The following is a 26,753-nucleotide window of genomic DNA, read 5'->3' on the forward strand; positions in this document are numbered from 1 at the left end:
AGAGTGTTTGAACACAGCGACACGTACCACAGCCGCACGCGGCCCGGGTCTGTTCCAGTGCTTCGATCTACCCGGCGTGTCCCCGCTTCATCCACAGCTGGATGGCATCCACCAACGCTGGAGGGGTCATGCTCGAACAGTACGGTCTTGTGCTTTCGCTTGTCTGCGCCGCTGTCGCCATCGTCTACGGCATCATCTCGGCCCAATGGGTCCTACGCCAACCTGCCGGCAATGCCCGCATGCAGGAAATCGCCTCAGCCATCCAGGAAGGCGCGCGGGCCTACCTCAACCGCCAATACCTGACCATCGCCATCGTCGGCGTGGTGCTGTTCGTGCTGGTCGGTGTCTTCCTCAGCTGGTACACGGCGATCGGTTTTGCGGTCGGCGCAGTGCTGTCCGGCGCGGCCGGCTATATCGGCATGAACGTGTCGGTGCGCGCCAACGTGCGCACTGCCGAGGCCGCGCGCAACGGCATGAGCGCGGCGATGGATGTGGCGTTCCGTGGCGGTGCGATCACCGGCATGCTGGTGGTCGGGCTGGGCCTGCTCGGCGTGGCCGGGTATTACCTGATCCTGCAGCGTTTGGGCCTGAGCCAGGCCGACAACCTGCATGCGCTGGTAGGTCTGGCATTCGGCAGTTCCTTGATTTCGATCTTCGCGCGCCTTGGCGGTGGCATCTTCACCAAGGGTGCGGACGTCGGCGCTGATCTGGTCGGCAAGGTCGAAGCCGGCATTCCCGAAGACGACCCGCGCAATCCGGCGGTGATCGCCGACAACGTCGGTGACAACGTCGGCGACTGCGCAGGCATGGCCGCCGATCTGTTCGAGACCTATGCGGTGACGGTGATCGCCACCATGTTGCTGGGCGGCATGATGATGGCCGAAGTCGGCCGCAACGCGGTGCTGTTCCCACTGGTGCTGGGCGGCGTGTCGATCATCGCCTCGATCATCGGCGCGTTCTTCGTCAAGGTGAAAGCCGGCGGCTCGATCATGGGCGCGCTGTACAAGGGCGTGATCGTCTCCGGCGTGCTGGCCGCCATCGCCTTCTGGCCGGTGACCACCCAGCTGATGGCCGACTCCAGCCACGGCGCCACCAACCTGTACATCTGCGCCTTGATCGGACTGGTGCTGACCGGCCTGATCGTCTGGATCACCGAGTACTACACCGGCACCCAGTACAAGCCGGTGCAGCACGTGGCGCAGGCTTCGACCACCGGCCACGGCACCAACATCATCGCCGGCCTCGGTGTATCGATGAAATCCACCGCACTGCCGGTGATTGCGGTCTGCGTGGCGATCTGGTCGGCGTTCCACTTCGGCGGCCTGTACGGCATTGCCATCGCCGCAACCGCGATGCTGTCGATGGCCGGCATGATCGTCGCGCTCGATGCCTACGGTCCGATCACCGACAACGCCGGCGGTATCGCCGAGATGGCCGAGCTGCCTTCGGACATCCGCGACATCACCGACCCGCTGGATGCGGTTGGCAATACCACCAAGGCAGTGACCAAGGGTTATGCGATTGGTTCGGCGGCGTTGGCGGCATTGGTGCTGTTCGCCGACTACACGCACAACCTGCAGATGGCGCATCCGGGCGAAACGTTCGCCTTCGACCTGTCCGACCACACGGTGATCATCGGCCTGTTGATCGGCGGCTTGATTCCCTATCTGTTTGGTGCAATGGCGATGGAAGCGGTGGGCCGTGCTGCTGGTGCGGTGGTGGAAGAAGTTCGCCGTCAGTTCCGCGAGATCCCCGGCATCATGCAGGGCACCGCCAAGCCGCAGTACCACAAGGCAGTGGACATGCTCACGCGTTCGGCGATCAAGGAAATGATCGTGCCTTCGCTATTGCCGGTTGCCGTGCCGGTGGTGGTTGGCCTGCTGCTCGGGCCAAAGGCGCTGGGCGGTTTGTTGATCGGCACCATCGTCACCGGCCTGTTCGTGGCGATCTCGATGACCACCGGTGGCGGTGCATGGGACAACGCCAAGAAGTACATCGAAGATGGTCACTTCGGCGGCAAGGGCAGTGAGGCGCACAAGGCTGCGGTGACTGGCGATACCGTTGGTGATCCGTACAAGGACACGGCGGGGCCGGCGATCAACCCCCTCATTAAAATCATCAATATCGTCGCGCTGCTGTTGGTGCCATTGCTGTAGTTGAAGCTACCAGCGAAAAGCTGCCCTCACCCCAACCCCTCTCCCGCATGCGGGAGAGGGGCTCTTGTATCCGGCAGCGGGAGGATCGGTAAGTGCACGAAGCGTCGTAGCACTTGTAGGAGCGGCGTCAGCCACGAAGCTGACATCACATCAGCCAAACGTAAAACACCCCAACTCCACTCAGAACGGCCGCTTCACCGCATACACCCGGCCGTCATTGCCACCACCGCAATAGAACAACTCGCCACCATCCGCTTCCAATCCACTGACACTGATCCCATCCGGCATCTGCAGGCGCTCCAGCACCGCGCCTGTATCGGCCTGCAGCCGGCGGATATCACTCTGCCCCGCCTCGCCCGTGGCATGCCACAGCTCGCCATCCACCCAGGTCACGCCGGTGACGAAACGGTCGGATTCAATCGTGCGCAGGATCTTGCCGTTGGCCGGATCTATCTGGTAAATCTTCCGCTGCCGGTACTGCCCCACCCACAGGCTGCCTTCCGCCCAGGCCATGCCCGAATCCGTTCCACCACCCGGTGCAGGAATCGAAGCCAGTACTTCTCCGCTCTCGGGATCGATCTTGTCGATACGTGCTTCGGCGATCTGCCAGAGATAGGTACCGTCGAAGGTGGTACCGGCGTCACAGGGCAAGTCCAAACTACGCACCGTCTGGCCATCACGCGGATCGAAGGCCACCAGCGCGGCACCGGTGGCTGCCCATACGTTGCGCCCATCGAAACTGACGCCATTGATGGTGTCCGAGCCGGCAAACGGGCCGTATTCGCGCACAACCTCGGCGGGACGGACCTTGGCCGTCGCGGCTTTGGAGTTGAGGATTTCCGTATTCATCACTGCAGTCTCCCGGCATGTCCACGATTGGCTGCCTGCACGCGACACTAGTCAATCGGCAGCGCAGCAGGGAGTAACAAGATCGTCGTGAATCCGCCCAGCGGCACCGCGCGCCAACGCTGCGCTCGCCCGCGTCCAGTCGCGTACACACGCCCTGCTGCCTCCAACTCCAGCAGCGCCCGCTGCGCGTTGCGCTGGCTCTGCCCCAAGGCCAAACCCAGTGCCGAAGTCGACCAGGCCGCGCCATCGGCAAGCAACGCGAGCAGTGCACCTTGTTCGCCTTCGATGGGCGGGAGCAGCACCCTCACCGAGTTCGCAGAGCGTGGTGACAGGCGGAAACCGGCAGCTGTCGCTTCAATGTGCGCCTGCATTGCGATGAACCCGCGCAGGCGACTGATTTCCACGCGCAACCGGGCGCGTAGTGTCTCATCGTAATGGCGCATGCCGAATGCGCGTCTGATCAGCACGTCACGGTCAACCTCACCCGGCCAAGCCTCGGCCAACGCGCAGGCAAGCGCGAACAGCACCGGGCGTCTTGCCAGCGATTGCCAGCTTGCTCCAAACCTGATGCCGCGCTGGCAACCATCAACGATCAGTGCACCGGAATCCAACAGCTGCTGCACCTGATCGATACGCAGCAACCGATCCACCCCTCCGCCAAGGCAACGAGCAGCCGGCTGATCCAACTTGATGCGAGCTTGGTCCACTTCTGCCTGCAACGCGCCGACACCAGCTTGCGCCGCAGCCATCCGCGCGCGTTCCAGCAGGCCCCGTGCCTGCGCAATCTGCATCCTGCGCAGTGCCAAGGTCGCAGCGGTCAGATCAGCCATGGCGCTCAGCGCTGGCGGCAGCTGCCTTCCCTCCAACTTCGCCAGCGCATGCGCTGCATCATCCAGCTTGCCCAACAGCAGCATTCTCCGCGCCAGGATCAACCAGGCCTGCAATGCATTGATCGCATCACCCTGCGCTTCTAGCACGGTCGCGATGGCCGACAACGGCTCGGAGTTGCCGCCAAGTTCGCGTAGCGCCAGCGCCACTTCGGCTTCGGCCAGACCGCAGCGCGCGCGTGCGAGGACTTCGTGTGCGCCAAAGCCGCGCTGGGCGCGTCGCAACAGCTCGCGTGCACGCGCCAGGTCGCCCAGCTGGGCCATGGCGATTCCGCGTAGCGCCAGTGCCGGTGGGTCGTCACGCAATGCAACGTGCTTCAGCGCGGTGAGGACATCACCGGTGGCCAAGGCGCGTGCGGATGCTGCGATCAGGGAGTCCATCTGCGCAGGCTAACTGCGGGCGGGCGTGGATGCACTTTTCCGCGATGCCGCGCCTGCACAGGTAGTTGAATCATCGCCAGGGGAATATCTGCGCGCTGCAGGACAACCGCTAAAAGCGTCCTCACCCCTACCCTCGCTCCGCGCCCAGGCCCTTGCGCTGGCGCAAGGTCGGTCGATGGGCAGCGAACCAATGGTTCGCAAGCTGCCCCTCTCCCCCGCATGCGGGAGAGGGGACAGCCTGCGCATTCGGGTACTCAGGAAGCTGCTGCCTACCTGCGATTGATGAAGAACTCCACCGGCACCATCACTTCCACCGGGTTGCCGACGACCTCCGCCGGTGGTGCCGGCACGGGCGTTGCCCGCGCTACTGTCTCCAGCGTGGCCTCGTCCAGGCTGTCATGGCCGCTGCCGCGGCCGATCCGCGCGTTGCTGACGTTACCCTGCCGGTCCACGCTGAAACGCACATAGGCCACGCCTTGTTGGCGCAGGCGCTCGGCCAGTCGCGGATAGCGGCGGTATTTTTCCAGATGCCCCAACAGCTGTCCTTGCCAGGTGACCGTGGCCTGTGTCTGTTGGCCCGAAGTGGTCTGCCTGGCGGCATAGCGCTCGCTGGGTTTTGCGCTGATATCCGGCGGTGCCAGGGTCTGGTCCACCGTTTTGGCATCGGAGACACGTGCGGGGTCTTTCGGTTGCGGAGGCACATAGGCATCCACCACGTCGGGCTCCAGCGGCGGCGGCTCGCGCTCCACCTTTGGTGCTGGTACCGGCTCGCTGCGCTGCTGCTCCTGCTGCGGTGGGCCCGGTGGAATTTCGGTTGGTGTTGCCGGTGGTGCCTCCGGCGCCTCGGCCAGCTCCACCATTACCGCTTCCAAGGGTTGCTGGTCGGCAAGCAAAGGCGGCGCACGCAGGCTCCACCACAGCGCCGCGCCGATCACCACCGCGTGCAACAGCAGCGCCAGTGCGAAACTGCCACCCCAACGCAGGCCGGATGATGCAGTAGCGTCCGTCACGGCGACTGCTCTACCCCGACCAGTGCCACTTTCAGGTAGCCGGCGCGGCGCAGCAGGTTCATGGCTTCCATCAGGTCGCCGTAGCTGACCGAACGGTCGGCGCGCAGGAAGATGCGCTGCGAGTGATCGCCTTGCGTGCGCGCCTCCAGTGCGGCAGCCAGCGTCTGCCCGGTGACCACGTCTTCACCGATACGCAGTGACAGATCGGCCTGCACGGTAAGGAACAAGGGTTCCACATCGCGCGGCTGCGGTTTGGCGCTGCTGGCCGGCAATTCCACCGGCACATCCACCGTGGCCAATGGCGCGGCCACCATGAAGATGATCAGCAGCACCAGCATCACGTCGATGAAGGGCGTGACATTGATCTCGTGCGCTTCGTCCAGCGCTTCGTCGTCGGACTCGCGGGAGGTACGGATTGCCATTGTCAGGCCTCAGCGCGCGGCAGCGCGCGGCCGCAATCGATATCGCGCGAGACGATCTGCTGCACGCTGGCCGAGATATCGCCGCCAAGCGCGCGCAGCGTCAGCAGCCGGCGGCTGAAATGGTTGTAGATCACGACCGCCGGAATCGCGGCGATCAGGCCCATCGCGGTCGCCAACAATGCTTCGGCGATGCCGGGCGCAACCACGGCCAGGTTGGTGGTATTGGATGCGGCAATGCCGACGAAGCTGTTCATGATGCCCCAGACGGTGCCGAACAGACCGACGAACGGTGCCACCGCGCCGATGCTGGCCAGCAGGCCGACGCCGCTGCGCAGGCGCCGGCTGTTGCCCAGTTCGATGCGCTCAAGTCGCGAGCCTAGGCGTTCCTTGGTGCCTTCGTGGCCCTGCGCATCCGCAGACAGCGCCAGCTCGGTGCGGGCAGCGTCCAGCATGCTGCGCGCCAAGCCCGGCCGCAGCAGTACCGATTGCGCATCGGTGGCATCCAGGCTGCCGCTCACGTCCAGTACCTCACGTGCCAGCTGCAACTCACGGCCGATACGTGCCAGTTCCAGGATCTTGGCGATCAGCACGGTCCAGGTAGCCAGCGATGCCAACGCCAGGCAGATCATCACCGCCTGCACCACCCAGTCGGCGGACTGGTACATGGCCCAAGGAGTGAGCGCCTGCGCGGCAGCGTGCGGGGAGATGTCAGCGTGCATGGGAAGGTTCCGGATCGTCGTTGGAGAAAGTCGCACTGGCGATCTGGCTGGTGCGTTGAACGTGGTACGAACAGATGCCGCGTCGAGGTGACGCAGATAGGTGCACAGCGGCGGTGACGGACTGGGTCACGGCTGCTCGCTACCATCGGCCGGCTCGCGCGGGCTGGGCCGCGACAGCACGTAGGCGGCGCTGGCCAGGAAGAATATCGCCACAGGCACAGCCAGCTTCCAGCTCGGATGTGCACCGATGAAAAACAACACATAGCCCAGTGCCATGCCGCCAGCAGCAAAACACTTGCCCTTGCGGCTCACTGCGCCCTGCTCGCGCCACAGCCGCAGCGGGCGGCCATAACGCGGGTGCTGCAACAACCACGCTTCAAAGCGCGGCGAGGATTTGGAGAAACACCACACCGCCAGGATCAGGAAGATGGTGGTCGGCATCACCGGCAGCAAGGCACCGATCACGCCCAGCGCCACCATCAACCAGCCCATGCAGAACCACAGCCAGCGGATCACGCCGCGACCTCCATGGTGTCTGCTGGTGCGCCGGCCTGCATCAGGCGAATTCCTGCTCGACGTAGCCGCGCACCGTGCGGAACGCGGCATTGGCGCCCTCGATGGCCACCGCTTCCTGTGCCTCGGTCATGCTGATGGTATCCATTGCAGCGGTGAATTCACGCCAATGGCGGGCTGCACCATCCGGATGCGCCGCCAGGTGGCTGGCGCCGAAATCGGCGCCCAGGCCCAGCTTTCCAGCCAGCTTGAACAGGATGGTACCGCCCAGGTTGGAGCCTTCTGCCACATACAGCCAGCCTAACGCTGCCGGAAGATCGATGTCATCCGGGATGGCGGCAGCAGCCTCGGTCGGCACCTCCTGCTGCAGGTCACCGAGGTCGGCAACGATCTGCTGCAGGCGCTGGCGCTGTTCCAGATCCGGCAGCAGCGCGCGCAGCAACGGTGTCGCGTACAGCGCCTGGATGTCGCGGTGGAAGCGGTATTGCACGCGCACGAATTTGGCGAAGCGCTCGCGGCTGGCGAAGATGTCCTCGGACATGATGCGCTTGTCCAGGGAATCATGGGTGGTATTGGTGGCCGCCTTCAGGCGTTGGCTGCGGGTGGGTGCGGCAATGGTTTCGGTGGTGGTCATGTCTGCAACAACGAAGCGGAGGGGGAACCGGCTGCATCTTTCGGTGCGCTGACCGGTGGTCCTGATTGAGACGTTTGCCGAGGGGCCTTCCCCCAAGCCGCCGTCACAATCTGCTGTGAGCACTGATCCCGGCGCACGCGCGCCGGGATCAGCCTGCAGTTGATCAGGTCCTGTCGATCAATAGCGGAACGTCAGCGCCATGCGCGCGGTACGGCCCGGTGCCGGCAGGATGCCCAGCGCCAGCGGGTCCAGGTAGTAACGGTCGGTGGCGTTGTCGAGGTTCACGTCGAGGTTCCACTGGTCGTTGAACGACCAGCTGGCGAACAGGTCGACGATGGTCGCCGGGCGGTACAGCTGCTGGATAGCCGACAAGCCGACATTCCATTCCTTGTCCAGCTTGCTGATCGGGCCGGCGTTGTGCACCACGCGGGTACCGAAGGTCAGCCGCTCGTCGAACAGGCGCGAACCCAGGGTCATGTTGACCGTGTAACGCGGCGGGTTCTGGGTGTTGCTGTAGGAACCCTCGAAGCCACCGTCCACGCAGTTCGGGGTGTTCTTCAGCTCCTCGATGTTGCGCTTGATGCCGTACTCGCGACGCTCGGCGGCAATATCCGGCGCACAGGTCTTGGCCTTGAAGTAGTAGTGCGCGGACAGATCGGCGAACACCTTGCCGGCGTCGTAGTTGGACTGGAACTCCACGCCCGACACCTTGAAGCGGTCGACATTGCGGATCAGGCCCGCCGACAGCGTGCGGTAGTCGCGGGTGATCAGGTCGTCCACGCGCGTATCGAAGTAAGCCAGCTTCAGTGCCAACTGGTCGCCATTGGCGAACAGGTCGCGCTTGATCGTGCTGGCGCCGATTTCCCAGCTGCCAGAACGTTCCGGCTTCAGCTCGCCGACCGGCTTGGCGGCGGTGAACAGGCCCAGCGTGGTTTCGAACAGGCTCGGCAGCTTGGTGCCTTCGGCGTACTTCAGGTAGACCATGCTGTCGTCGTCGAAGCGGTAAGTGACGCTTGCAGTCGGCGAGAACGCACTGTCGCGGCGCTTGATCGGCTTGGACCAGGTCCAGCCCACCGGCACCATCAGATCTTCGGCGGCATCGGCGTCATAGAAGTTCCAGCCACCGATGTCGGCCACCGTGCCTTTCTTGTACGGCGAAGCCAACAGCGAGGCCTGGGTGAAGTTGCCATCGGCATCCGGGTACCAGTTCAGCAACGCGATGCGCTTGGCGCGCCACGATGGCAGGCTCGGGTCGCCATTGAGCAGTTCGGTGTAACGGTACTGGCCATCAGCCGCGAACTCGGACTCGGTAGCCAGGCGATTGCGGTCGTGCACGTTGACGCGGTTCCAGCGGCCACCGGCCATGAACTCCCAATGTTCATTGGGTTCCCACTTGATCGATGCGACCGCGCTGTATTCCTTGCGCTCGGCATTGCGCAGGAAGCGGTTGTTGACCAGATCGTCATGCATGATCGGCGAATTCGGACGGATGTCCTCGTCGCTCAGCGACAGGCCGTAGTCGAAGGTGAACAGGCCGGCGCTGGTTTCCAGCAGCGAGGTATTGCTCACGTCCAGGCCGAAGCGCTTCTGCTTCAGCGGATTGGCGTAGGCATCCTTGTAACCGGGATTGCCGCTGAAGCTCGGCGCGTCGTACCACTCCGTACGGCGGTCGAAGTACCACGGGGTGATACCGGTCAGGCTGTTGTACATCAGGCTTTCAGCGTCGGTGTACCAGGCGTTTGCACGCAGGTCGACCAGCTCGCTGTCCGGGTTGAAGCGGTAGCGCAGGCTGTAGCTGTCCATGTCGACATGGCCCGGGTCCCACTGCGGCACGCGGTCGCGGTCAACGCGGATGATCTGCGACGCCATGATCTCGCCGGCAGTGCCTTCATAGCGGCGGTAGCCCAGCTCCAGCGTCTGCGCATCGTCAATGCGCCAGGTGCCCTTCAACAGCGCCGACTCCGAGCGCGAGGAGGTGTTGAACACTTCGGTGCGCGGCGGGTTCAGCGGCGCCAGCGTGCGGCGGGTCTGCGGGAAATCGTCGTAACCGTGCTTGCCGCCGAAGTAGTTGCCGGTGTCACGCCAGGCATAGGCGGCGACCAGGTCGAAGCGATCCCAGCGCTGGGCCACGGCCACATTGGCGAACTGGTTGCCGGTGGCATTGCGGTCGGTGCGCGGCGCGGCGCTGTAATCGGGCACGTTGTTGGCGCTGTTGTTGGCCAGGCCGGTGCGCACGCGGATGCCACTGTTGCGGCCTTCGCGCAGCACGTCTTCGACCTTCAGCGTCTCCATCTCGACCACGCCACCAATGCCGCCAGAGGCATTTGCCTGCAGGCTCGGGCCCTTGGTGATGGTGATGTTGGAGATCAGGTCCGGATCAAGATAGGTGCGCTGCGATTGGCCGGCATAGCCGCGGTAGGTATCCATGGTGGACTGGCCACCATCGATGATCACCGGGATGCGGCTTTGCCCCTGGATGCCACGGATGTTCACGTCCAGCGCATTGCCGACGCGCGGATCACCGGCGGTGACGCCGGCCACGCCCTTGATGATGTCGGCGGTGGAGGTGCCACGGAAGCGCTCGATGGTCTGCTGCGGGATATAGGCTGTCGAGCCGGTGGTGCGGTAGGTATCGAGCAGGCGCGCGCTATCACTGCCCGCACCGTCGCCACCGCGTTGGTCGCCGGCCACGCTCAGCGTGCCGGTGACGACCAGATCGTCCGCGTTGGCGCCTGCCGGCAGCTTCTCAAGTGTCACCGCACCATTGCCGCTGCGGCGGGCTGCGAGGCCGGTGCCACGCAGCAGCTGCTGCAGCGCCGCGGCCGGTGCCAGCTGCCCGGATACCGGCGCGGAGGTCGCGCCATCGGCCAAGGCCGCCGCATAGGCCACCTGTACACCCGACTGGCGCATGTACTGCCCCAAGGCTGCGGCGAGCGGCTGCGCGGGGATATCGAATTGTGCGGAGGCGCTGGCAACCGTGGCCTGCGCCATTGCGGGAATGGCTGGCGTCAGCACCGCCAGGCCGGCGGCCAGCATTGCAACGTGCAGACGGGACAGGCGCAGGCGTGGACCGGCGCGGAAAGAACTGGGCATTGAAAATCCTGTTGTCGAAGCCGCAATGAGGCGGCGGAGGTTCGACGTACGTGGCGGCGGCTGAAGTACGGTCGGGGTTAAGACGAATGAACCGGGCAAACCCCCAAGACCAATCGTCCAGCTCAGCTAGCGACGCGCTGGCAGCTCGTTTTGTCGGGCCTGCACGATGGCGATGCCGAACGGCAGTCGCGTCACGCTCAAGCCACTGCCCGCAGCCAGCGCATCCAGCGCCTGCTCGGGTTGATCCAGACGCAGCGCGGCATTGATCGGCGGCAATGCCGACAGATCCCCGCGCACGAACACATGGCCCGGACGGTAACGTTGCAACTCGGCCAGCACCTGCGTAACGGCCGCGTTCTCCAGCAATAGCTCACCACGTCGCCATGCCGCGACATGATCCGGCGCCAGCCCGGCGGCGCGCTCGGCAACGCCGCCCTTGCCCCACCCCGCAGCCTGACCGGCCTGCAGGTACATCCAGCCCTGGTCCGGACGCGCCGCAACCCGCACGCGGCCCTGCTCCACTGCGGTGTCGACACGATCGCCATCGCGGCTGACCACGAACGCGGTGGAAATGTCTTCCACCACGCCGTCGCCAACGGTGATGCGGAAAGGCGCATCGGCCTGCGGCACAACCTCGAACCAGGCACGTCCGCGCAACAGTTCGATGCGCCGCGTGGCCTCGCCGTAATGCACGGCAATCGCAGCGCCTGCATCCAGCACCGCGGTTGAGCCGTCCGGCAGGCTGACATGGCGGATGGCCACATCCGAGCGGTAATCGGCGCGCATGCGCAGCGCCATTTCGGGGGCGGACATCACCCCACAGAACAATGCCAGCACCGCCACCGCGGCCAACCAGCGGCGTTGCGTGCGCCGCACCGGCCGCTGCACTACCACCGTGGTCTGCGGGCGGGCAGCGAGGCTGCGCCAGAGCACGCGTTCATGTTCAAACGCATGGCGGTGCCCGGGCTGCGACAACCACTGCTCGAATGCCTGCATATCGGGCTCGCCCATGGTTCCCGATGCCAACCGCAGCAGCCAGTCGCGCGCCTGCTGCGCAACGGGATTCTCGGGCTGGACGGAAGATGACGGCGGGCGCATGGGCTGGCTCAGGTGATTACGGTGGTAATGGGTATGGACGGATACAAGACGACTGGCAGCGTCGCATCCCCAAGGGAAACTGCAACGCTAGTCGCCGCTACGCGCCCAGGCCAGGCGCTGCAGGGCCAGCCGCAGGTGATTCTCGACGGTGGTCACGGACACCCCCATGCGCCGCGCCACTTCTGGCTGGGTCAGCCCCTGCAGGCGGTTGAGGTGGAACATGCTGCGGGTCGGCTCCGGCAGGTGCTCGGCGGCTTCCAGCACCCGCGCCAGCTCGTCCTGGGCCATTACCTGCTCCTCGGTGGACAGCACCTCGTCCGGGCCCCACAGGTAATTCTCGGCCTGCAGGCGCAGCCGACGGGTGCGTTCACGACCGTGGTCGGTGGCCAGGTTGCTGGCCAGCCGGTACAGGTAGGCACGCGGATTGCCGATCACCGGCTCATTGCCGACCCCACGGACCTTGAACCACACGCCCTGGATGACGTCGTCGGCACCGCCGTCCGTGCCGAGGATCTGGCGCACCAGACGCAGCAAGGCCGGGCGTTCGCGGATCAGCAGTTCGGTCAAAGTGGTGGCGTTGCTGGACATGGGGGCTGTGAAGGCAAGGCAGGCCGCCTGCGTCTGGCGGCCTTGGGCGGACAAGGATATCCGCATAATGATAATGGTTCTCATATGTATTGCGCGACAGTGTGTTCCCCGCGCCCGCCCGTGACCCGTCAGCCAGCCGGGGTTTGGTGCGCCGCAATAGTGGTGCGCGTAGAATGGAGCTCTTTTTCAACCAACAACGATTCGGAGTCAGCGCAATGAGCCTGAAATTGGTCTCGCCGGGCAAGAACCCGCCGGAAGAAATCAACGTCATCGTCGAGATCCCGAAGGATTCGGAGCCGGTGAAGTACGAAATGGACAAGGAAAGCGGCGCGATGTTCGTCGATCGCATCCTGTCCACGCCGATGCGCTACCCCTGCAACTACGGCTTCGTGCCGCAGACCCTGTGCGGCGATGGCGACCCGGCCGACGTGCTGGTGGTGCTGCCGCTGCCGCTGGTCCCGGGCTCGGTTGTGCGCTGCCGTCCGGTCGGCGTGCTGAAGATGAGCGACGAAGCTGGCAGCGACGAGAAGATCCTGGCCGTGCCGGTCGCCAAGATCTTCAGCGGCTACGCCCACGTCGAAGACATCGCCCAGGTGTCCAGCCACTGGCTGGAGCGCATCGGCCACTTCTTCGAGCACTACAAGGACCTGGAAAAGGGCAAGTGGGTCAAGATCGAAGGCTGGGGCGACGCCGCCGAAGCCAAGCGCATCCTCAGCGAGGCGCACAAGACCTACCTCGCCACCCAGGAACAGGACGTCTGATTGCGCCGGCGCAGGGTCGTAACACGGGCCCTGCGTAGCGACAACCATCACGTTTTCCTTGCAGAGGGCATGACCCTTTGCCAGCGAGCAGCTACATTGACAGGCCGGTTTCCGGCCTGTTTTTTGTTCGGATTTTGCGTTTTTTCCAAGGGGAAGTGTCTTGCGAATCCTGTTAGTCGGCGGCGAAGCCAGTCTGTCGGCCGAGCTGCTTGAGTACATCGGCGACCTCGGCGACGAGTGGGAAGTGGAGTCGGCCCCGGACGGCAGCGCCGCCATCGTGGCAGTGTCTTCCGCCACGATCGATGCGGTCATCGTTGCCCCGGTACTGCCCGACCTCGCCCCGGCGACCCTGCTCGGCCAGATCCGGACGCTGCGCCCGGAAACCATCCGCATCGCACTGATCGACGGCGACAACAGCCAGCGGGTGCCATCGGCCCGCATCATCGGCGTGGCCCACCGCTTCCTGCCGCTGCCGCTGCCACCCGAAGTCCTGCTCGAAGCCCTGACCAGCCTGGAGGAACTGCGCGAGCTGCTGGACAGCCCGCGCCTGCGCCAGGCCATCGGTCGCATCGAGAAGCTGCCCTCGCCGCCCCACCTCTACCTCAGCCTGATGCATGCACTGGAGGAAGACGAGGACAGCAACGCGGCGGAAATCGCCAAGCTGGTTGCCGCCGATCCGGCCATCGCCGCCAAGGTGCTGCAGCTGTCCAACTCGGCCTTCTTCAACAATGGCCGCGCCATCTCCGACCTGCGCGGCGCGGTTACCCGCCTGGGCATGGCCACCCTGCGCGACCTGGTGCTGGCCAGCGAAGTCTTCGCCCTGCCCGGCATGTCCGGACCCGATCGCGCGGCGATGCAGTCACGCTCACTGCTGGCCTCGCGGCTGGCGGCGAAGATGCTGCCAGCGGCCAGCGCCGAGCTGGGCTCCACCGCCGCACTGCTGGCCGACATCGGCCTGCTGCTGCCCGGCGTGCGCGACGAGCGCCAGCCCGCTGCTGCCGACGACTCCCGCCCCGGCCATGCCGAAGCAGGCGCCTATCTGATGGGCCTGTGGGGCCTGCCGATGCCGATCATCGAAGCGGTCGCCTTCCAGCTGCAGCCCGGCCGTTCAAATGTGCGCAGCTTCTGGGTGGCCGGTGCCGTCCACGTTGCCACCGCGCTGGCGGCCGGCACCGAAGTCGACGAGCAATACCTGGCCAATGTCGGCGTGCTACCCAAGCTTGAGCAGTGGCGCGCGATTGCCGATGAGATGATGGGCTTGAGCGTCGACGCCTGAGCCAAAGACTGCGCTGCACTACAGGATCAGGATTGAATGACAACGGCCGCATCGCGGCCGTTGTTGTTTCTGTGCGCTGAGCGCGGCGGGCATGCCTCACCTTGCAGCCCGCGCGACCTCGCTCGTTACTGGTGCGCCGTGCTTGCCTGCGCTACGCGAATGATCAAGGCACAAAGCAAAAAGGGTGGGCCTTGCGGCCCACCCTTCGTCATGCATCACAGAGCTTCGATGGATCAGAAGCGCTGGCTGTACTTCATGTACATGAAACGACCGATGTCGAAGCCACCGTAGTACGAGAAGCTCGAGTTCGGCTGGCTGTACATGACCGGGCCTTCGTGGTTGAACACGTTGTTCACGCCCAGCGCGATCGTTGCCTTCCACGGAGCGTTGTAACGAACCTGCACGTCGTGGAAGGTGTTCGAACCACGCTCATGGGTCGGCTGCGCCAAGGTGTACGGCGAGTTGAAGTCCGGCATGTTGCATTCCGGGCCGCCGTCCATGTCGTAGCTGCAGGCTTCCTTCATGCTGGAGTAGTAACGCACACCCCAGTTGACGCCGAAGTCGCCGTAGCTCCAATCGACATTCAGGTTCGAACGCACGCGGAAGTTGCCTTCCCAGCCGGTCGACTGCTCAGTCGGGGTGCCGGCTTCGTTGTCACGCTTGTACTCGAGGTAGTCGACGTAGGTCGTCTTCCAGTCGACAACGAAGTTGCCGATTGCCAGCTCCGGCAGACGGTACTTGATGCCCAGATCGAAACCTGCGGTTTCCTGGTAGCCGCCGTTGATCAGCGTACGGGTCACGTCGATGACCTGACCGTTGGTACGGCCCGAGGTGCCACGGGTGAAGCGATCGCAAGCCGAATCGATGCCCAGCACGTAGCACTGGTTCAGGATCGAGGTGACCGACTCAGCAGCGATCACGTTGTTGATGCGGATCTTCCACCAGTCAAGACTGACGTCCAGGCCCTGCACATAGCTCGGGCTGTACACCAGGCCGGCAGTCCAGGTCTTGGAGGTTTCCGGCATCAGCTCGGGGTTGGAACCGGATTCGAACGGGCTGTACGACTGGGTGCCCGGACCGGTGGACAGTGCGCCACCAGAGGTGATCTGACGGAAGTCGGAAGCAAGACCGCCAGCCTGGCAGGCAGCAGCAACCGACGGATTACGCACTGCTGCACCAAAGGTGCTGTCGCACGGATCGGTGTAGCTGTCGAAGGTCTGCGAAACACCGCCGTACATGTTGGAGATGTTCGGTGCACGGAAGCCCGTGGCATAGGTTGCGCGAACCAGCAGGTCGTCGATCGGCTTCCACTTCAGGCCGAACTTGGAGTTGATCGTGTCACCGAAGGTGCTGTAGTCCGAGTAGCGGCCAGCCAAGTCGAGCGAAAGCTCCTTGGCGAACGGCATGTCGGCCAGAATCGGCACGTTCATTTCCAGGTAGAACTCATCCAGCTCGTACTTGCCCTGGGTCGGGCCGCCAGCCAGGCTGGTGCTCAGGCCCGACTGCAGCATCGCATCCGGGCTGTACTTGCCGCTTTCCTCGCGGTGCTCGTAACCAGCAGCAAAGGCCAGGTCACCAGCCGGCAGCGTAACCACGCTACCCGACAGGTTGGCGCTCAGCACCTTGGTGGTGTTGGTGTAGGTGTCGTGGCTCGGCAGGAACAGGTAGTCCTGCAGTGCCTGGTTGCCGGTCAGGCCGCCAATGCCGGTTTCACCGTAGCCCAACAGCGGGTTCCACGGGGTGCAACCTGCAATCACCTTGCTTTCGGTACCGCAATAGGCAACGCCGTCCTTGATGAACGACGGGCCGACTGCATTGGCAACGTTCGGGGTGAACAGGTCGCCGGTGCCGGTCTTCACACCCTTGTTCTGGTTGTAGACGTAGCCCACATCCCAGTCGAAGTAGCGATCAGCAAACTCGAACGCACCTTCCAGGCCTGCGCTGAAGCGGAAGGTCTCCTGCTCGGACTCGGTCTGACGCGGCATTTCCGAGGTACGACGGATGAAGGAAGCTTCTTCGCCCAGCGGATTGAAGGCGCTGTCAGCCGACATCGGGGTATCGAAGCGCTCGGACTGGTACGGATAGCCGGCAATCTGCGAAGTCGCGGTGCGCTTGGTGTACAAGGCATTGGCGGTGGCGCGGATGTTCTCGGTCACATCGAAGTTGCCGTTGGCAAAAATCGAGCGACGCTCCAACTTGTTCTGCAGCCACATTTCCGCGCTGGGATTGCCATAGTCGGCCACGCCGAACTCATGGAAATCAGCCAGATCGCTGCCTGCAGCGCCCTGGTTCTTGACGTACCAGTTGTCATCCTTGTCGATCAGGATGCCCTTGTTGGTAGCTGCGGACCAGCCATTGGCCTCATCAACCGAAGTCGGGACCGGATGCCACTGGCCATTGCCGGTGCGGCTGAAGCGGCGATCCTTGGCTGCGACCGGCTTCTCCGAGCTGTACTCGGCACCGAAGGTCACCGAACCACGCTCACCGGTCTGGCCGTAGACGAAGTTGTAGGTTTCCTTGTCGCCGTCGCCCTGACCGTACTGGCCGCGGTAGACGCTGGCTTCCAGACCATCGAAGTTCTTGCGGGTGATGATGTTGATCACGCCGGCAATGGCGTCGGAACCGTAGATGGCCGAGGCGCCGTCGGTCAGGACTTCAATACGCTCGACAACCGAGGTCGGGATGGAAGCCAGATCGGTGTAACCACCGGTGCTGGAGCCCATGCGCTTGCCGTCGAGCAGCACAAGGGTGCGCTCCGGGCCGAGATTGCGCAGGTCAACGTACTGACCACCGACTTCTTCACCCGAGGTCAGTGCATCGGCGCGGCTGATGGCCGGCGAACCGGTCGCTGCCAGGTTCTGCACGATGTCGGCGACGCTGGTGAAACCCTGCTTCTCGATGTCAGCGCGCTGCAGCGCGATGACCGGCTGCGCGGTTTCCATGCTGGCCGAACGGATGCGCGAGCCAGTGACTTCCAGGCGATCCAGGGTGGTCGCGCCGGCAGCAGCTTCCTGCGCCGAAGCAAAAGCGGGGGTCAAGGCAATAGCAATGCCGGCCGGGAGCAAGCCCAACCGCACTGCAGAATTACGAAGCTTCATCAATCTCTCCAAAGAGCAAAACAAACGACAAAGTTAGCGGTGCGTTAAACACCCCTGAACGTTACGTTCGTACTGCTGCCTTGGTTTTGCGCGAGCCATCCTTAGACTTTGCCGAATCTGGCTTCAATGCCACAGGCATCTCGCGGTACTGCGTTGCAGAGGCACCGAAACGTGCACGGAACGCACGCGCGAAGCTGCAACAGTTATCAAATCCGCTGGCAGAGGCCACTTCACCAATCATCATGTCGGTATCACGCAGAAGCATCGCCGCGCGTTCCAGTCGCAGGCGCGCCGACAAGGACTGCGGACTCTCTTCATAAAGACTCTGGAACGTTTTGGAAAGATACCAACTGGAGAAGTTGGTCAGTTCCGCCAATTCACCAATGCGCACGACGCGATGGCTGTTGCCTTCCAGGTACATGCGTGCGCGCTGCATGCGGCCGAACACTTGGCGCTTGCGGATGCGCGAACGGCCAGGGCAACGCTGCACGGTGCCGGCGAGATCGCGCTGCAGGGAAGCAAGATGCAGCAACAACGGACGCAGCTGGTGAATGGTCGCCCCCGGCGCCTGCGCTTCGCGCCACAGTCGCAGGGCCAGACGCGCTTCGCCCAGGCTCATGCGGCCACGACCGGTATAGACGCTGCAGTCGGCCAAGGTGCCGAGCATGCGCAGCGCATCGGTATCCAGACTGATGCCAATGCACATGCCGTCGCGGCCAGCCTGGATCAACGGACGCGATTCCTTTTCAAACGCGATCCACTCGCGCTGGCGCAGACGGAATTTGCCTTCCTTGGATTCCACCCATGCGGTGCCACGCAGCTGCAGCCACACCGTGAACACGGTGCCAGAGGTCTGCAGACTACCGAGCCGGGCGACCCCGACACAGGCAGGACGCGGGCCGTCCTCGGCCTGCTTTTCGAACGAAACCGATTGCCCCCGATCCACCCATGAAACCTGCCGCATGTCGTACACCGTCATTTGCCTTTAATGGGCTGACGTTTTGCCAACTTTGGCGCCGATGGTCAGGAAAGTCTGGCGAGAATGCTCCGAATTCTTCCCGATGGTTCCTACGAAAAACTTCCGAAGGAAACTTTCCTTACGGTGACAACCACTTAGCGAGTCCCATCACCCGCCGAGGCGCGCGCAGCGGAACCCGCATCACACCGATATCGGTGTTATCAGCGGTGGCCAAAGCGATGAAAACCGCGCTGCCATCGGGCGCCAGGCTCAATCCATTGCCGGCACTGAAGCGCGTCGCGTCCAGGCACTGGCTGCTGCCATCGCCAGCGATGGCGGTCAGACGGCTGCTGCAGTCACGGCTGATGTCCTGATACTCGACAGCACCGTTAGCCGCTACAGCCCAGGTGCGATAGCGCCAGCGGCTGGGCAACTCGGCATGCACCGGCTTCACGCTGTCCGCGGCCAGATCCGGCGCGGCCTGCCAAAGGCCTCCACTGGCCAGACGCGTGAACAGGATGCGCTGCCCGGCACGGTCATAACGCACCTGCGACACGCCATCCAGTGACGCCAGTCGTTTCCATGGCTGCTGGCTGCGGTCGAACAGGGTCAGCGCCATGCGCTCGTCATCGCCCCGCTCCACCACCAGCAAGGTATTTGGTGCAGGCCCATAGACTGCTTGCAACGGCTCACGCACCGGCACCGCCAGCTTTACCCAGTGCCCTTCTTCGGGCGCCACTTCATAAATGCCAGGTATGCCGTCGGAATCGCGTCCGGTCACCAGCAGCTGGCGTCCATCGGTCGCCCAATCCATCGGCTGACGGGCTTCCGGATGCATTCCCTCGATCATCTGCAGCGATGCTGGCTCATTCAACCGCGCCCACCACAATGCGAAGGCGCCCGAACGATCGGAGGTAAACGCCAACTGCGCGCCATCCGGCGAAACCATTGGCTGGCCATCACGCGCCGAAGAAGCGAACAACCGCTGCGGCGCACCTGCATTGACACCCAACGGAATGCGGAACAAGCCGTACTGCAACTGGCTGCGCATGAAGGCAAGATTGCCACCACCGCGCGATACCGCCGGGCTCTGCGCATTATCGATGCCCATATCTCGCAGCAGGCGCGTCGCCACATCCAGCCGGTACAGGCGCGACTCGCTGTCGATGCGGCGGCCGAACACCATTTCGTCCGGGCCCAACCAGCTCCAACCGCGTATTTCCGCCGCTTCGTCGGTCAAACGCTGCGCGTTGCCACCGTCGGCATCCATCATCCACATGTCGCCCACCTGCGGATTACGCACGAAGCCGATCTTCTTGCCATCCGCCGAATAGCGCGGCGCATAGTCGAAGTCATCGGCGCCCATCTCGTACTGCAGCGATGACCAGCGCCCGGATGCCAGGTTCAAGCTGCGGATGCCGCGGCTGGCATAGCGCCCGGTCATCGAGCCGAACAGCAGGCTCTGTCCATCCGGTGCCCAGTCAAAACTGAGCATGTCGGTGCCATCACAGCGGGTGACACGGCGCAGCCCGGTGCCGGTCGCCGACACCACCAACACTTCGCAATCACCTTGCGGCAGGAATCGCGCGAAGGCGACGCTGCGCCCGTTGGGCGACCATACCGGGAAGCGATCGGATGCGCCCGCGGGCGTGCTCAGCAAAGGCGTTGCGACAGCATTGCCAACGCTTTGTATCCAGAGGCTTGAGCGATTGTCTTCCTCACGCGCAAACACGACCAAGGCACCGTCTGGCGAAAGCGAGGGATTCACCTCGACGCCTTCGGTAGCGGTGATGAGACGGTAGGGTCGCGCTGGACTACCCACCACGCGATTGCCCTCGACGACCGCAGCATCCTCGGGCGACGGTGCGTCACGTCCCCACAGCAGCCATGCCATAACCAAGGTACTGAGCAACAGGACGATGCCTACAACCAGCAGGGCCACACGGCGCATCTTCCGACGCTTGATGCGCCCGTCATCCTGCACCGACTCGGGCACTACATTCGCTGTGACAGCATCTGCTTCAATGGCGGCAGGCGCTTCAAACGCAGGCGTCTCCGCTTCCGCCTCCCACGACACTGGCGCCAGCAAGCGATAGCCGGTCTTGGCGATGGTTTCGATATAGCTGGTGCCGTCGCCCGTTTCAGTGGCTGCGAAGGCCTTGCGCAACTGCGTGACTGCCTGGGTCAGCACGTCATTGGTCGGCATGGTGTCCGGCCAGACTTCAGCAAACAATTCGTCGCGCGTCACCACCTGCCCCGGCCTGCGCGCAAGCGCCAACAACACCCCCACGGATTTGGGAGTGAGGCGCTGGTTTTTGCGTGTCCCTGGCAGCTCCACCTCACGCGAGGAAAGCACTACCAGACACTCACCGACGCGCAGTCGATCAGGGTTGGATTTTTCGGTGAGATTCAGTGCCATCGCGGTCAATCAAAATCGCTGGCGGACACGCATCCTGTGTCCAGCTCATAGAACTCAAACCCCTACAAGCCGCCAAATTCCGCAAAAGGCATCAACGCACAGAGCAAATGTTTTTTCTGGAACGAATATTACTCTAACCCCGCTCCCGCGTGCCCGCACGTGGAAGAGATCAGGCCCTCTCTCGCCGACGTAATTACATAATCAGCTGCACGATTCGCGCCGTAGGGCGCGATTTTTTTATCTAGCGTTCAGTTTTCTCGGCCTTGTAAATGGTCAAACCAACCAGCCGCGAAACCACCAAAGCAACGTACATAACGCCTGCAAACTGCTCCAGCATCACCAATGCGCGCGCCTGCGGATGCACTGGCACGACATCACTCAAGCCTACCCCTGACAACAAGCTGAAGCTCAGATAAAGCAGCTCCACCCAGCTCCTGAAATCGCCCTCGCTGGTGGCCACAAAACTGCCCGGGTAGATGTGCTGGCAAACTGAATAGGCGAACGCAAATGCCCACGCCAACAAAGTGAAAGTAGCGCCGGCGGCAAACAGCTCATCCCGGCTCACCTTGTGGTCCTGCAGCATGTAGGCGATCAGGCTGCACGAGGTGTAGAAATACAGCAGGCACTCGAACGCCTGCGCCACGGCAATCAGCGAATAGCGTTCAAGCAGAACGCCGGCTATCGAGAACACCACCGCCGGAATCGCCAGCGTCAGGGCCAGCCAGATACCCAAGGGGCTGCGCCGCACCACCCACACCGCCAGGCCCAGCACCGCCATGCCGAACATGCCGAACAGCGCACGCCCTGCCGGGGTCTGTTCCATCGCCGGATACAACAGCACGCCGAGCAGCTGCACCGCCAGCAACCACGCCGAAGGGTGCCGGCGCGCCATCACAATCCACTTCAAGCGCGATTGCATACGCGTCCTTTCTCCGCCAATGGCAGACGCTGCGGTTGAATACCCACCCTCGCCTGATCGCCGGGGATATCAGGGAACCGGATTTGCCGGCATGCCAGCGCGGTACGGGTAGTCGGCAAAGATGGCCGCAACCGCCGCATCGATCCGCTCGCCGCGCTGCTCGGGCTTGATCCGTCCCACGGTACCTACCGCGACACCTTCCCAGACCAGGCGCTTCTCGCGTGCATCCACCACGTCGATGTTCAAGGTGCCCTCGGTGTACTGGCGCACGTCGGTGCGGTCACGCCAATACGGCACGGCAACATAACCGCGGGCGCGATAGCTGTAGTAATAGTCGTAATCCACTTCCGGCATCGTGGTGACCTGGGTCTTGTCCTGCAGGTAGGCGTTGAGGTTCACCCACAGATCCGGATTGGCTTCATCGAACCGATAGCCACGCGCTTCCATCTGCGTCCGCACTGACGCACGGATGCGATTGCTGGTGATGGTGGTATAGCCATGCTGTTCCAACGCCAGCGGGCTGAAGAAGGCAAAGCTGCGATAACGCGAGAAGTCGGCTGTGGGGTCGACCTGGCTGGCGACCCGCGGCGTGCTGGCGCAGGCGCCCAGCAGGAGCAGCGAGGACAAGACGAGAAGCAAGGAAACAAAGCGAAGTTTCATGGCCAACCCCCGATATGGACGAGCGCACGCTAGCACGTCCGTGCCGATCCTGGCGTCAAACCCCAATGGGGCATCACTACGGATGCCCCGTCCCTGCTCCTGGATAGCTCGACCCGGTTGACTCCACCCGGTCTATTCGACGCGATACACCTGCGCGCCTTGCTCACGGAACTGCGCCGACTTCTCGGCCATGCCCGCCGCCAGCGCCTGCGCTTCCTCCACGCCCTGCTCAGCGGCGTACTCACGCACGTCCTGGGTGATCTTCATCGAGCAGAAGTGCGGGCCGCACATCGAACAGAAATGGGCCAGCTTGTGCGCATCCTTGGGCAGGGTCTCATCGTGGAATTCCTTGGCCTTCTCCGGATCCAGACCAAGGTTGAACTGGTCTTCCCAACGGAACTCGAAGCGTGCCTTGCTCAGTGCATTGTCGCGGACCTGCGCGCCCGGATGGCCCTTGGCCAGATCGGCGGCATGCGCAGCGATCTTGTAGGCCATGATGCCGTCACGTACGTCCTGTCGGTTCGGCAGACCCAGGTGTTCCTTTGGTGTCACGTAGCAGAGCATCGCGGTGCCATACCAGCCAATCATCGCGGCACCAATCGCACTGGTGATGTGATCGTAGCCAGGCGCGATATCGGTGGTCAGCGGCCCCAAGGTATAGAACGGTGCCTCACCGCATTCCTGCAGCTGCTTGTCCATGTTCTGCTTGATCAGCTGCATCGGCACGTGGCCGGGCCCTTCGATGATGGTCTGCACGTCGTGCTTCCAGGCGATCTTCGTCAACTCACCTAGCGCCTCCAGCTCACCGAACTGCGCCGCGTCATTGGCATCGGCGATGCAACCCGGTCGCAGGCCGTCACCGAGACTGAAGGACACGTCGTAGGCCTTCATGATGTCGCAGATATCCTCGAAGCGCGTATAGAGGAAGTTTTCCTTGTGATGCGCCAGACACCACTTGGCCATGATCGAGCCGCCACGCGACACGATGCCGGTAACGCGCTTCGCGGTCAGCGGCACATGCCGCAGCAGCACGCCTGCATGGATGGTGAAGTAATCCACGCCCTGCTCGGCCTGTTCGATCAGGGTGTCGCGGAAGATCTCCCAATTGAGCTCTTCGGCACGCCCGTCCACCTTCTCCAGCGCCTGGTAGATCGGCACCGTACCAATCGGCACCGGCGAATTGCGCACGATCCATTCACGGGTTTCATGGATGTGCTTGCCGGTGGACAGATCCATCACCGTGTCGCCACCCCAACGGATCGCCCACACCAGCTTCTCCACTTCCTCGGCGATACCGGAAGAAACCGCGCTGTTGCCGATGTTGGCGTTGATCTTGGTCAGGAAGTTGCGGCCGATGATCATCGGCTCGCTCTCCGGATGATTGATGTTGTTCGGCAATACCGCGCGACCGCGCGCAATCTCATCGCGCACGAACTCCGGGGTGATGATCTGCTGGATGTTGGCACCGAAACTCTGCCCGGGATGCTGTGCACGCAACCCGGCGTCACGCACCACTTCCAGCCGCTGGTTCTCGCGGATGGCGACGTACTCCATCTCCGGGGTAACGATGCCGCGCCGCGCGTAATGCATCTGGGTCACGTTGGCGCCGGCAACCGCCCTGCGTGGCAAGGTACGGCCCGGGAAACGCACCGCGTCGAGTTTGCGATCGTGCTGTCGGCCACGCCCGAACTGCGAACTCAAGCCCTGCAGCTGTTCGGTATCACCACGCGCCTCGATCCAGCGCGCACGCACCGCCGCCAGGCCCGCGGCCAGATCGATGTTGGCATTCGGATCGGTATAGGGACCGGAGGTGTCGTAGACGGTGACGGGCTGATTCTCCTCGCCGCCAAACAGGGTTGGTGTGCGGGTCAGCGCGATCTCACGCATCGGTACCTGCAGATCGGGCTGCGAGCCAGCGACGAATATCTTGCGCGAACCGGGAATTGGCCGGGTCACGGATTCGGAGAGTTGCTGGGCCTGCTGCTGCAGGCTGGGCTGTGCGTTCATTGGCATTCGTCCTGGTCTATCCACACGCGAGGTGCGAAGGCCATGCGAGGGATTCGCATGACGGAACGAAGCGAAGGCGCACGCCACGTGGTGCTTGCCTATTGAGGGCACAGCGAGCGGTGGCACACGAAGCTTCCCTACGCCGGTATTAACCGGATCAGGTTCGAAGGGTATGTCTCAACCGCGGCCCAATGGCCGCGGTACCCCCGCTTCGGGCGGGATTAGACCACAGCTTTGGGGATGCGCACAGAGGCGAATACTCCCATTGCCCCGTGGTTGGGTGATCGGAGCGTCAGGATTGATTGCACTGGCTGATGTTGCTGATTTGTTTCCGCTGCTGATCAACTGCCAAGAGCTACCCGTCCCCAGCCCTCCCCTTCGCCATGCGAAAGGGAGGGGGCCATTCCTGACGATCTACCAGACGAGGACGGAGCCGCCACCCCCTCCCTTTCGCGCAGCGAAGGGGAGGGTTGGGGAGGGGCGCTCCGGCTCTGGCTCTGGCTCTGGCTTTCGCCCTGCCAGAACCACAGCAAGCGAAGATCAGTACCCCGCCGCCTGCCCATCCTTGCGACTCTCCGAAGCCCCGTAGTAAACCCCACTCTCAGGGTCGCGCATGATCGCCTGGTAGCCACCATAGGGGCCGTCGGCAAACACCACGCGATGCCCCTTGCGCATCAAACTGCGCACTGTCTCGTACGCAAAGCCGGTTTCCAGATTGATCTCTCCGCCATCGCGCATCGCCGTGGCCTGTCCGGTCGGTTCGGTGGAGCCTTCATGCTGGATCCGCGGTGCGTCGCCGGCTTCCTGCAGGTTCATGCCGAAGTCGACCAGGTTCATAACGATCTGCGCATGCCCCTGCGGCTGCATCGCACCGCCCATCACGCCGAAGCTGGCGAACGGTTTGCCATCCTTGGTGATGAAGGCGGGAATGATGGTCTGGAAGGGACGCTTGCCCGGCGCATAGCCATTGGGATGATCTTTCTGCAGCACGAACATCTCGCCACGGTCCTGCAAGATGAAGCCCAAGCCCGGCGGTGCCATGCCACTGCCCATGCCACGGTAATTGGACTGGATCAGCGACACCATCATGCCGTCGGCGTCAGCCACGGTCATGTAGATGGTGTCGCCCTCCTCCAACTGCCTTGGCGTACCCGGCTGTACTTCCTTCAAGGCCTTGTCCATCGAGATCAGGCTGCGGCGCTGCGCTGCGTAGTCCTTGGAAATCAGCCGCTGTACCGGTGCCGGCGAGAATGCCGGGTCTGCATAGAAACGGGCGCGGTCGGCGAAGGCGAGCTTCTTGGCTTCGACGAACAGATGGATGTGCTCGGGCGAGCCAAATGGAATCTTCGAGAAGTCATAGCCCTCCAGCACATTGAGGATCTGCAGCGCGGCAATGCCCTGGCTGTTCGGCGGCAGCTCCCACACATCGTAGCCACGGTAATTGCTGCTGACCGGCTCCACCCACTCGCCCTGGTGCGCGGCCATGTCCTCGTAGCTCAGGTAGCCGCCATTGGCCTTGAAGTAGTCACCAATAGTGCGTGCGATCGCGCCTTTGTAGAACGCATCGCGGCCGCCATCGGCAATCTGCTGCAAGGTATCCGCGAGATTCGGGTTGCGCCACATCTGCCCCTTGCGTGGCGCGTGGCCTTCAATGGTGAACTGCTCCTTGAAGCCCGGGTACTGCGACAGCTTGGGCACCGAACGGTCCCAGTAGTACGCAATCACCTCGGACACCGGATGCCCATTGCGCGCATAGGCGATGGCCGGCGCAAGATTCTCGGCCATCGGCTTGCGGCCGAAGCGTTCGTGCAGGGCAAACCAACCATCGACCGCGCCGGGCACCGACACCGGCAGTGGTCCAGTCGCAGGAATCTCCTTCAAACCACGGCGTTGCAACTCGGCAAGTGTCAGCGAGCGCGGCGAGCGGCCCGAACCGTTGTAGCCGAACAGCTTCTGCGCCTTCGGGTCCCAGACAATCGCGAACAGATCACCGCCAATGCCGTTGCCGGTCGGCTCCATCAAGCCCAGCGCGGCGTTGGCAGCGATGGCGGCATCCATCGCCGAACCGCCGCCTTTCATCACGTCCAGCGCGATCTGGGTGGCCAAAGGCTGCGAGGTTGCCGCCATCGCATGCGGCGCGATGACTTCCGAACGGGTCGCGAATTCGTGACCGGTAACACGGTCTGCGGCAATCGCTGCAGCAGGCATCGCAAACAAAGCTAGAAACAGGACATTACGCAGCATGGGCAGGGCCAATTGAGTGACCTGGCGACGATAGCCCAGCCACCGCTCTTACGCACGTCTT

General features: G+C 63.4%; 20 protein-coding genes and 1 riboswitch. Of the genes, 3 read left to right on the forward strand and 17 right to left on the reverse strand.

Going from position 1 to position 26,753, the window contains the following annotated elements; translation table 11 throughout:
• Window positions 1-128 precede the first annotated feature (128 nt).
• Window positions 129-2,156: a sodium-translocating pyrophosphatase gene (locus Q5Z11_RS16115; protein ID WP_303747323.1), complete on the forward strand. Its 2,028-nt coding sequence runs from the start codon at window positions 129-131 to the stop codon at window positions 2,154-2,156.
• A gap of 180 nt (window positions 2,157-2,336) precedes the next feature.
• On the opposite strand, the gene Q5Z11_RS16120 is transcribed toward Q5Z11_RS16115, so the two are convergent.
• The 10 genes from Q5Z11_RS16120 to Q5Z11_RS16165 all read right to left on the reverse strand — a co-directional run bounded on the left by Q5Z11_RS16120 (window position 2,337) and on the right by Q5Z11_RS16165 (window position 12,350).
• Window positions 2,337-3,005: a glutaminyl-peptide cyclotransferase gene (locus tag Q5Z11_RS16120; protein ID WP_303747324.1), complete on the reverse strand. Its 669-nt coding sequence runs from the start codon at window positions 3,003-3,005 to the stop codon at window positions 2,337-2,339.
• Between the two features lie 47 nt (window positions 3,006-3,052).
• Window positions 3,053-4,273, reverse strand: coding sequence for a helix-turn-helix domain-containing protein (locus Q5Z11_RS16125; RefSeq protein WP_303747325.1), 1,221 nt, complete (start codon window positions 4,271-4,273; stop codon window positions 3,053-3,055).
• A gap of 269 nt (window positions 4,274-4,542) precedes the next feature.
• Window positions 4,543-5,283 (reverse strand): energy transducer TonB, encoded by a 741-nt coding sequence (locus Q5Z11_RS16130; protein ID WP_303747326.1) that lies wholly within the window; start codon window positions 5,281-5,283, stop codon window positions 4,543-4,545.
• Window positions 5,280-5,705, reverse strand: a complete 426-nt coding sequence (gene exbD / locus Q5Z11_RS16135) for a TonB system transport protein ExbD (RefSeq protein ID WP_303747327.1) — start codon at window positions 5,703-5,705, stop codon at window positions 5,280-5,282. Before exbD ends, Q5Z11_RS16130 begins: the two co-directional genes overlap by 4 nt.
• A 2-nt stretch (window positions 5,706-5,707) precedes the next feature.
• Window positions 5,708-6,424: a tonB-system energizer ExbB gene (gene exbB / locus Q5Z11_RS16140; RefSeq protein WP_303747328.1), complete on the reverse strand. Its 717-nt coding sequence runs from the start codon at window positions 6,422-6,424 to the stop codon at window positions 5,708-5,710.
• Between the two features lie 126 nt (window positions 6,425-6,550).
• Complete coding sequence (locus tag Q5Z11_RS16145; RefSeq protein WP_345783917.1) at window positions 6,551-6,937, reverse strand: YbaN family protein; 387 nt, start codon at window positions 6,935-6,937, stop codon at window positions 6,551-6,553.
• A gap of 43 nt (window positions 6,938-6,980) precedes the next feature.
• Window positions 6,981-7,571, reverse strand: coding sequence for a biliverdin-producing heme oxygenase (locus tag Q5Z11_RS16150; protein WP_303747330.1), 591 nt, complete (start codon window positions 7,569-7,571; stop codon window positions 6,981-6,983).
• A 177-nt stretch (window positions 7,572-7,748) separates the two neighbouring features.
• The gene (locus tag Q5Z11_RS16155; RefSeq protein WP_303747331.1) at window positions 7,749-10,664 is read right to left on the reverse strand and encodes a TonB-dependent receptor; all 2,916 of its coding nucleotides are present in this window, start codon (window positions 10,662-10,664) and stop codon (window positions 7,749-7,751) included.
• Between the two features lie 126 nt (window positions 10,665-10,790).
• Complete coding sequence (locus tag Q5Z11_RS16160; RefSeq protein ID WP_303747332.1) at window positions 10,791-11,762, reverse strand: FecR family protein; 972 nt, start codon at window positions 11,760-11,762, stop codon at window positions 10,791-10,793.
• 87 nt (window positions 11,763-11,849) lie between these two features.
• Window positions 11,850-12,350 carry an RNA polymerase sigma factor gene (locus Q5Z11_RS16165; RefSeq protein ID WP_303747333.1) on the reverse strand — a complete coding sequence of 167 codons (501 nt, stop codon included), beginning with the start codon at window positions 12,348-12,350 and terminating at the stop codon, window positions 11,850-11,852.
• A gap of 215 nt (window positions 12,351-12,565) precedes the next feature.
• On the opposite strand from Q5Z11_RS16165, the gene ppa reads away from it, so the two are divergent.
• A complete protein-coding gene (gene ppa / locus Q5Z11_RS16170; protein WP_282268572.1) occupies window positions 12,566-13,111 on the forward strand; it encodes an inorganic diphosphatase in 546 nt (181 codons plus the stop codon).
• A 160-nt stretch (window positions 13,112-13,271) separates the two neighbouring features.
• Window positions 13,272-14,387, forward strand: a complete 1,116-nt coding sequence (locus Q5Z11_RS16175) for an HDOD domain-containing protein (protein WP_303747334.1) — start codon at window positions 13,272-13,274, stop codon at window positions 14,385-14,387.
• Between the two features lie 233 nt (window positions 14,388-14,620).
• Here the strand turns inward: Q5Z11_RS16175 and Q5Z11_RS16180 are convergent, their stop codons facing one another.
• The 7 genes from Q5Z11_RS16180 to ggt form a co-directional block, all read right to left on the reverse strand.
• Window positions 14,621-17,485 (reverse strand): TonB-dependent receptor domain-containing protein, encoded by a 2,865-nt coding sequence (locus Q5Z11_RS16180; RefSeq protein WP_303747335.1) that lies wholly within the window; start codon window positions 17,483-17,485, stop codon window positions 14,621-14,623.
• Window positions 17,486-17,546: 61 nt separating this feature from the next.
• Window positions 17,547-18,449, reverse strand: coding sequence for a helix-turn-helix transcriptional regulator (locus tag Q5Z11_RS16185; protein ID WP_303747336.1), 903 nt, complete (start codon window positions 18,447-18,449; stop codon window positions 17,547-17,549).
• Between the two features lie 133 nt (window positions 18,450-18,582).
• Window positions 18,583-20,862, reverse strand: a complete 2,280-nt coding sequence (locus tag Q5Z11_RS16190) for a winged helix-turn-helix domain-containing protein (protein WP_303747337.1) — start codon at window positions 20,860-20,862, stop codon at window positions 18,583-18,585.
• 241 nt (window positions 20,863-21,103) lie between these two features.
• The gene (locus tag Q5Z11_RS16195; protein ID WP_303747338.1) at window positions 21,104-21,781 is read right to left on the reverse strand and encodes an ion channel; all 678 of its coding nucleotides are present in this window, start codon (window positions 21,779-21,781) and stop codon (window positions 21,104-21,106) included.
• Between the two features lie 69 nt (window positions 21,782-21,850).
• Window positions 21,851-22,408, reverse strand: a complete 558-nt coding sequence (locus Q5Z11_RS16200; RefSeq protein WP_303747339.1) for a DUF4136 domain-containing protein — start codon at window positions 22,406-22,408, stop codon at window positions 21,851-21,853.
• Between the two features lie 165 nt (window positions 22,409-22,573).
• Window positions 22,574-24,448, reverse strand: a complete 1,875-nt coding sequence (gene thiC / locus Q5Z11_RS16205; protein ID WP_303747340.1) for a phosphomethylpyrimidine synthase ThiC — start codon at window positions 24,446-24,448, stop codon at window positions 22,574-22,576.
• Window positions 24,449-24,564: 116 nt separating this feature from the next.
• Window positions 24,565-24,666, reverse strand: a riboswitch (TPP riboswitch).
• A 322-nt stretch (window positions 24,667-24,988) separates the two neighbouring features.
• Window positions 24,989-26,692 (reverse strand): gamma-glutamyltransferase, encoded by a 1,704-nt coding sequence (gene ggt, locus Q5Z11_RS16210; protein ID WP_303747341.1) that lies wholly within the window; start codon window positions 26,690-26,692, stop codon window positions 24,989-24,991.
• Window positions 26,693-26,753 lie beyond the last annotated feature (61 nt).

This window comes from Stenotrophomonas sp. 610A2 (genome assembly GCF_030549615.1).
In the GTDB taxonomy this organism is placed as follows: domain Bacteria; phylum Pseudomonadota; class Gammaproteobacteria; order Xanthomonadales; family Xanthomonadaceae; genus Stenotrophomonas; species Stenotrophomonas pigmentata.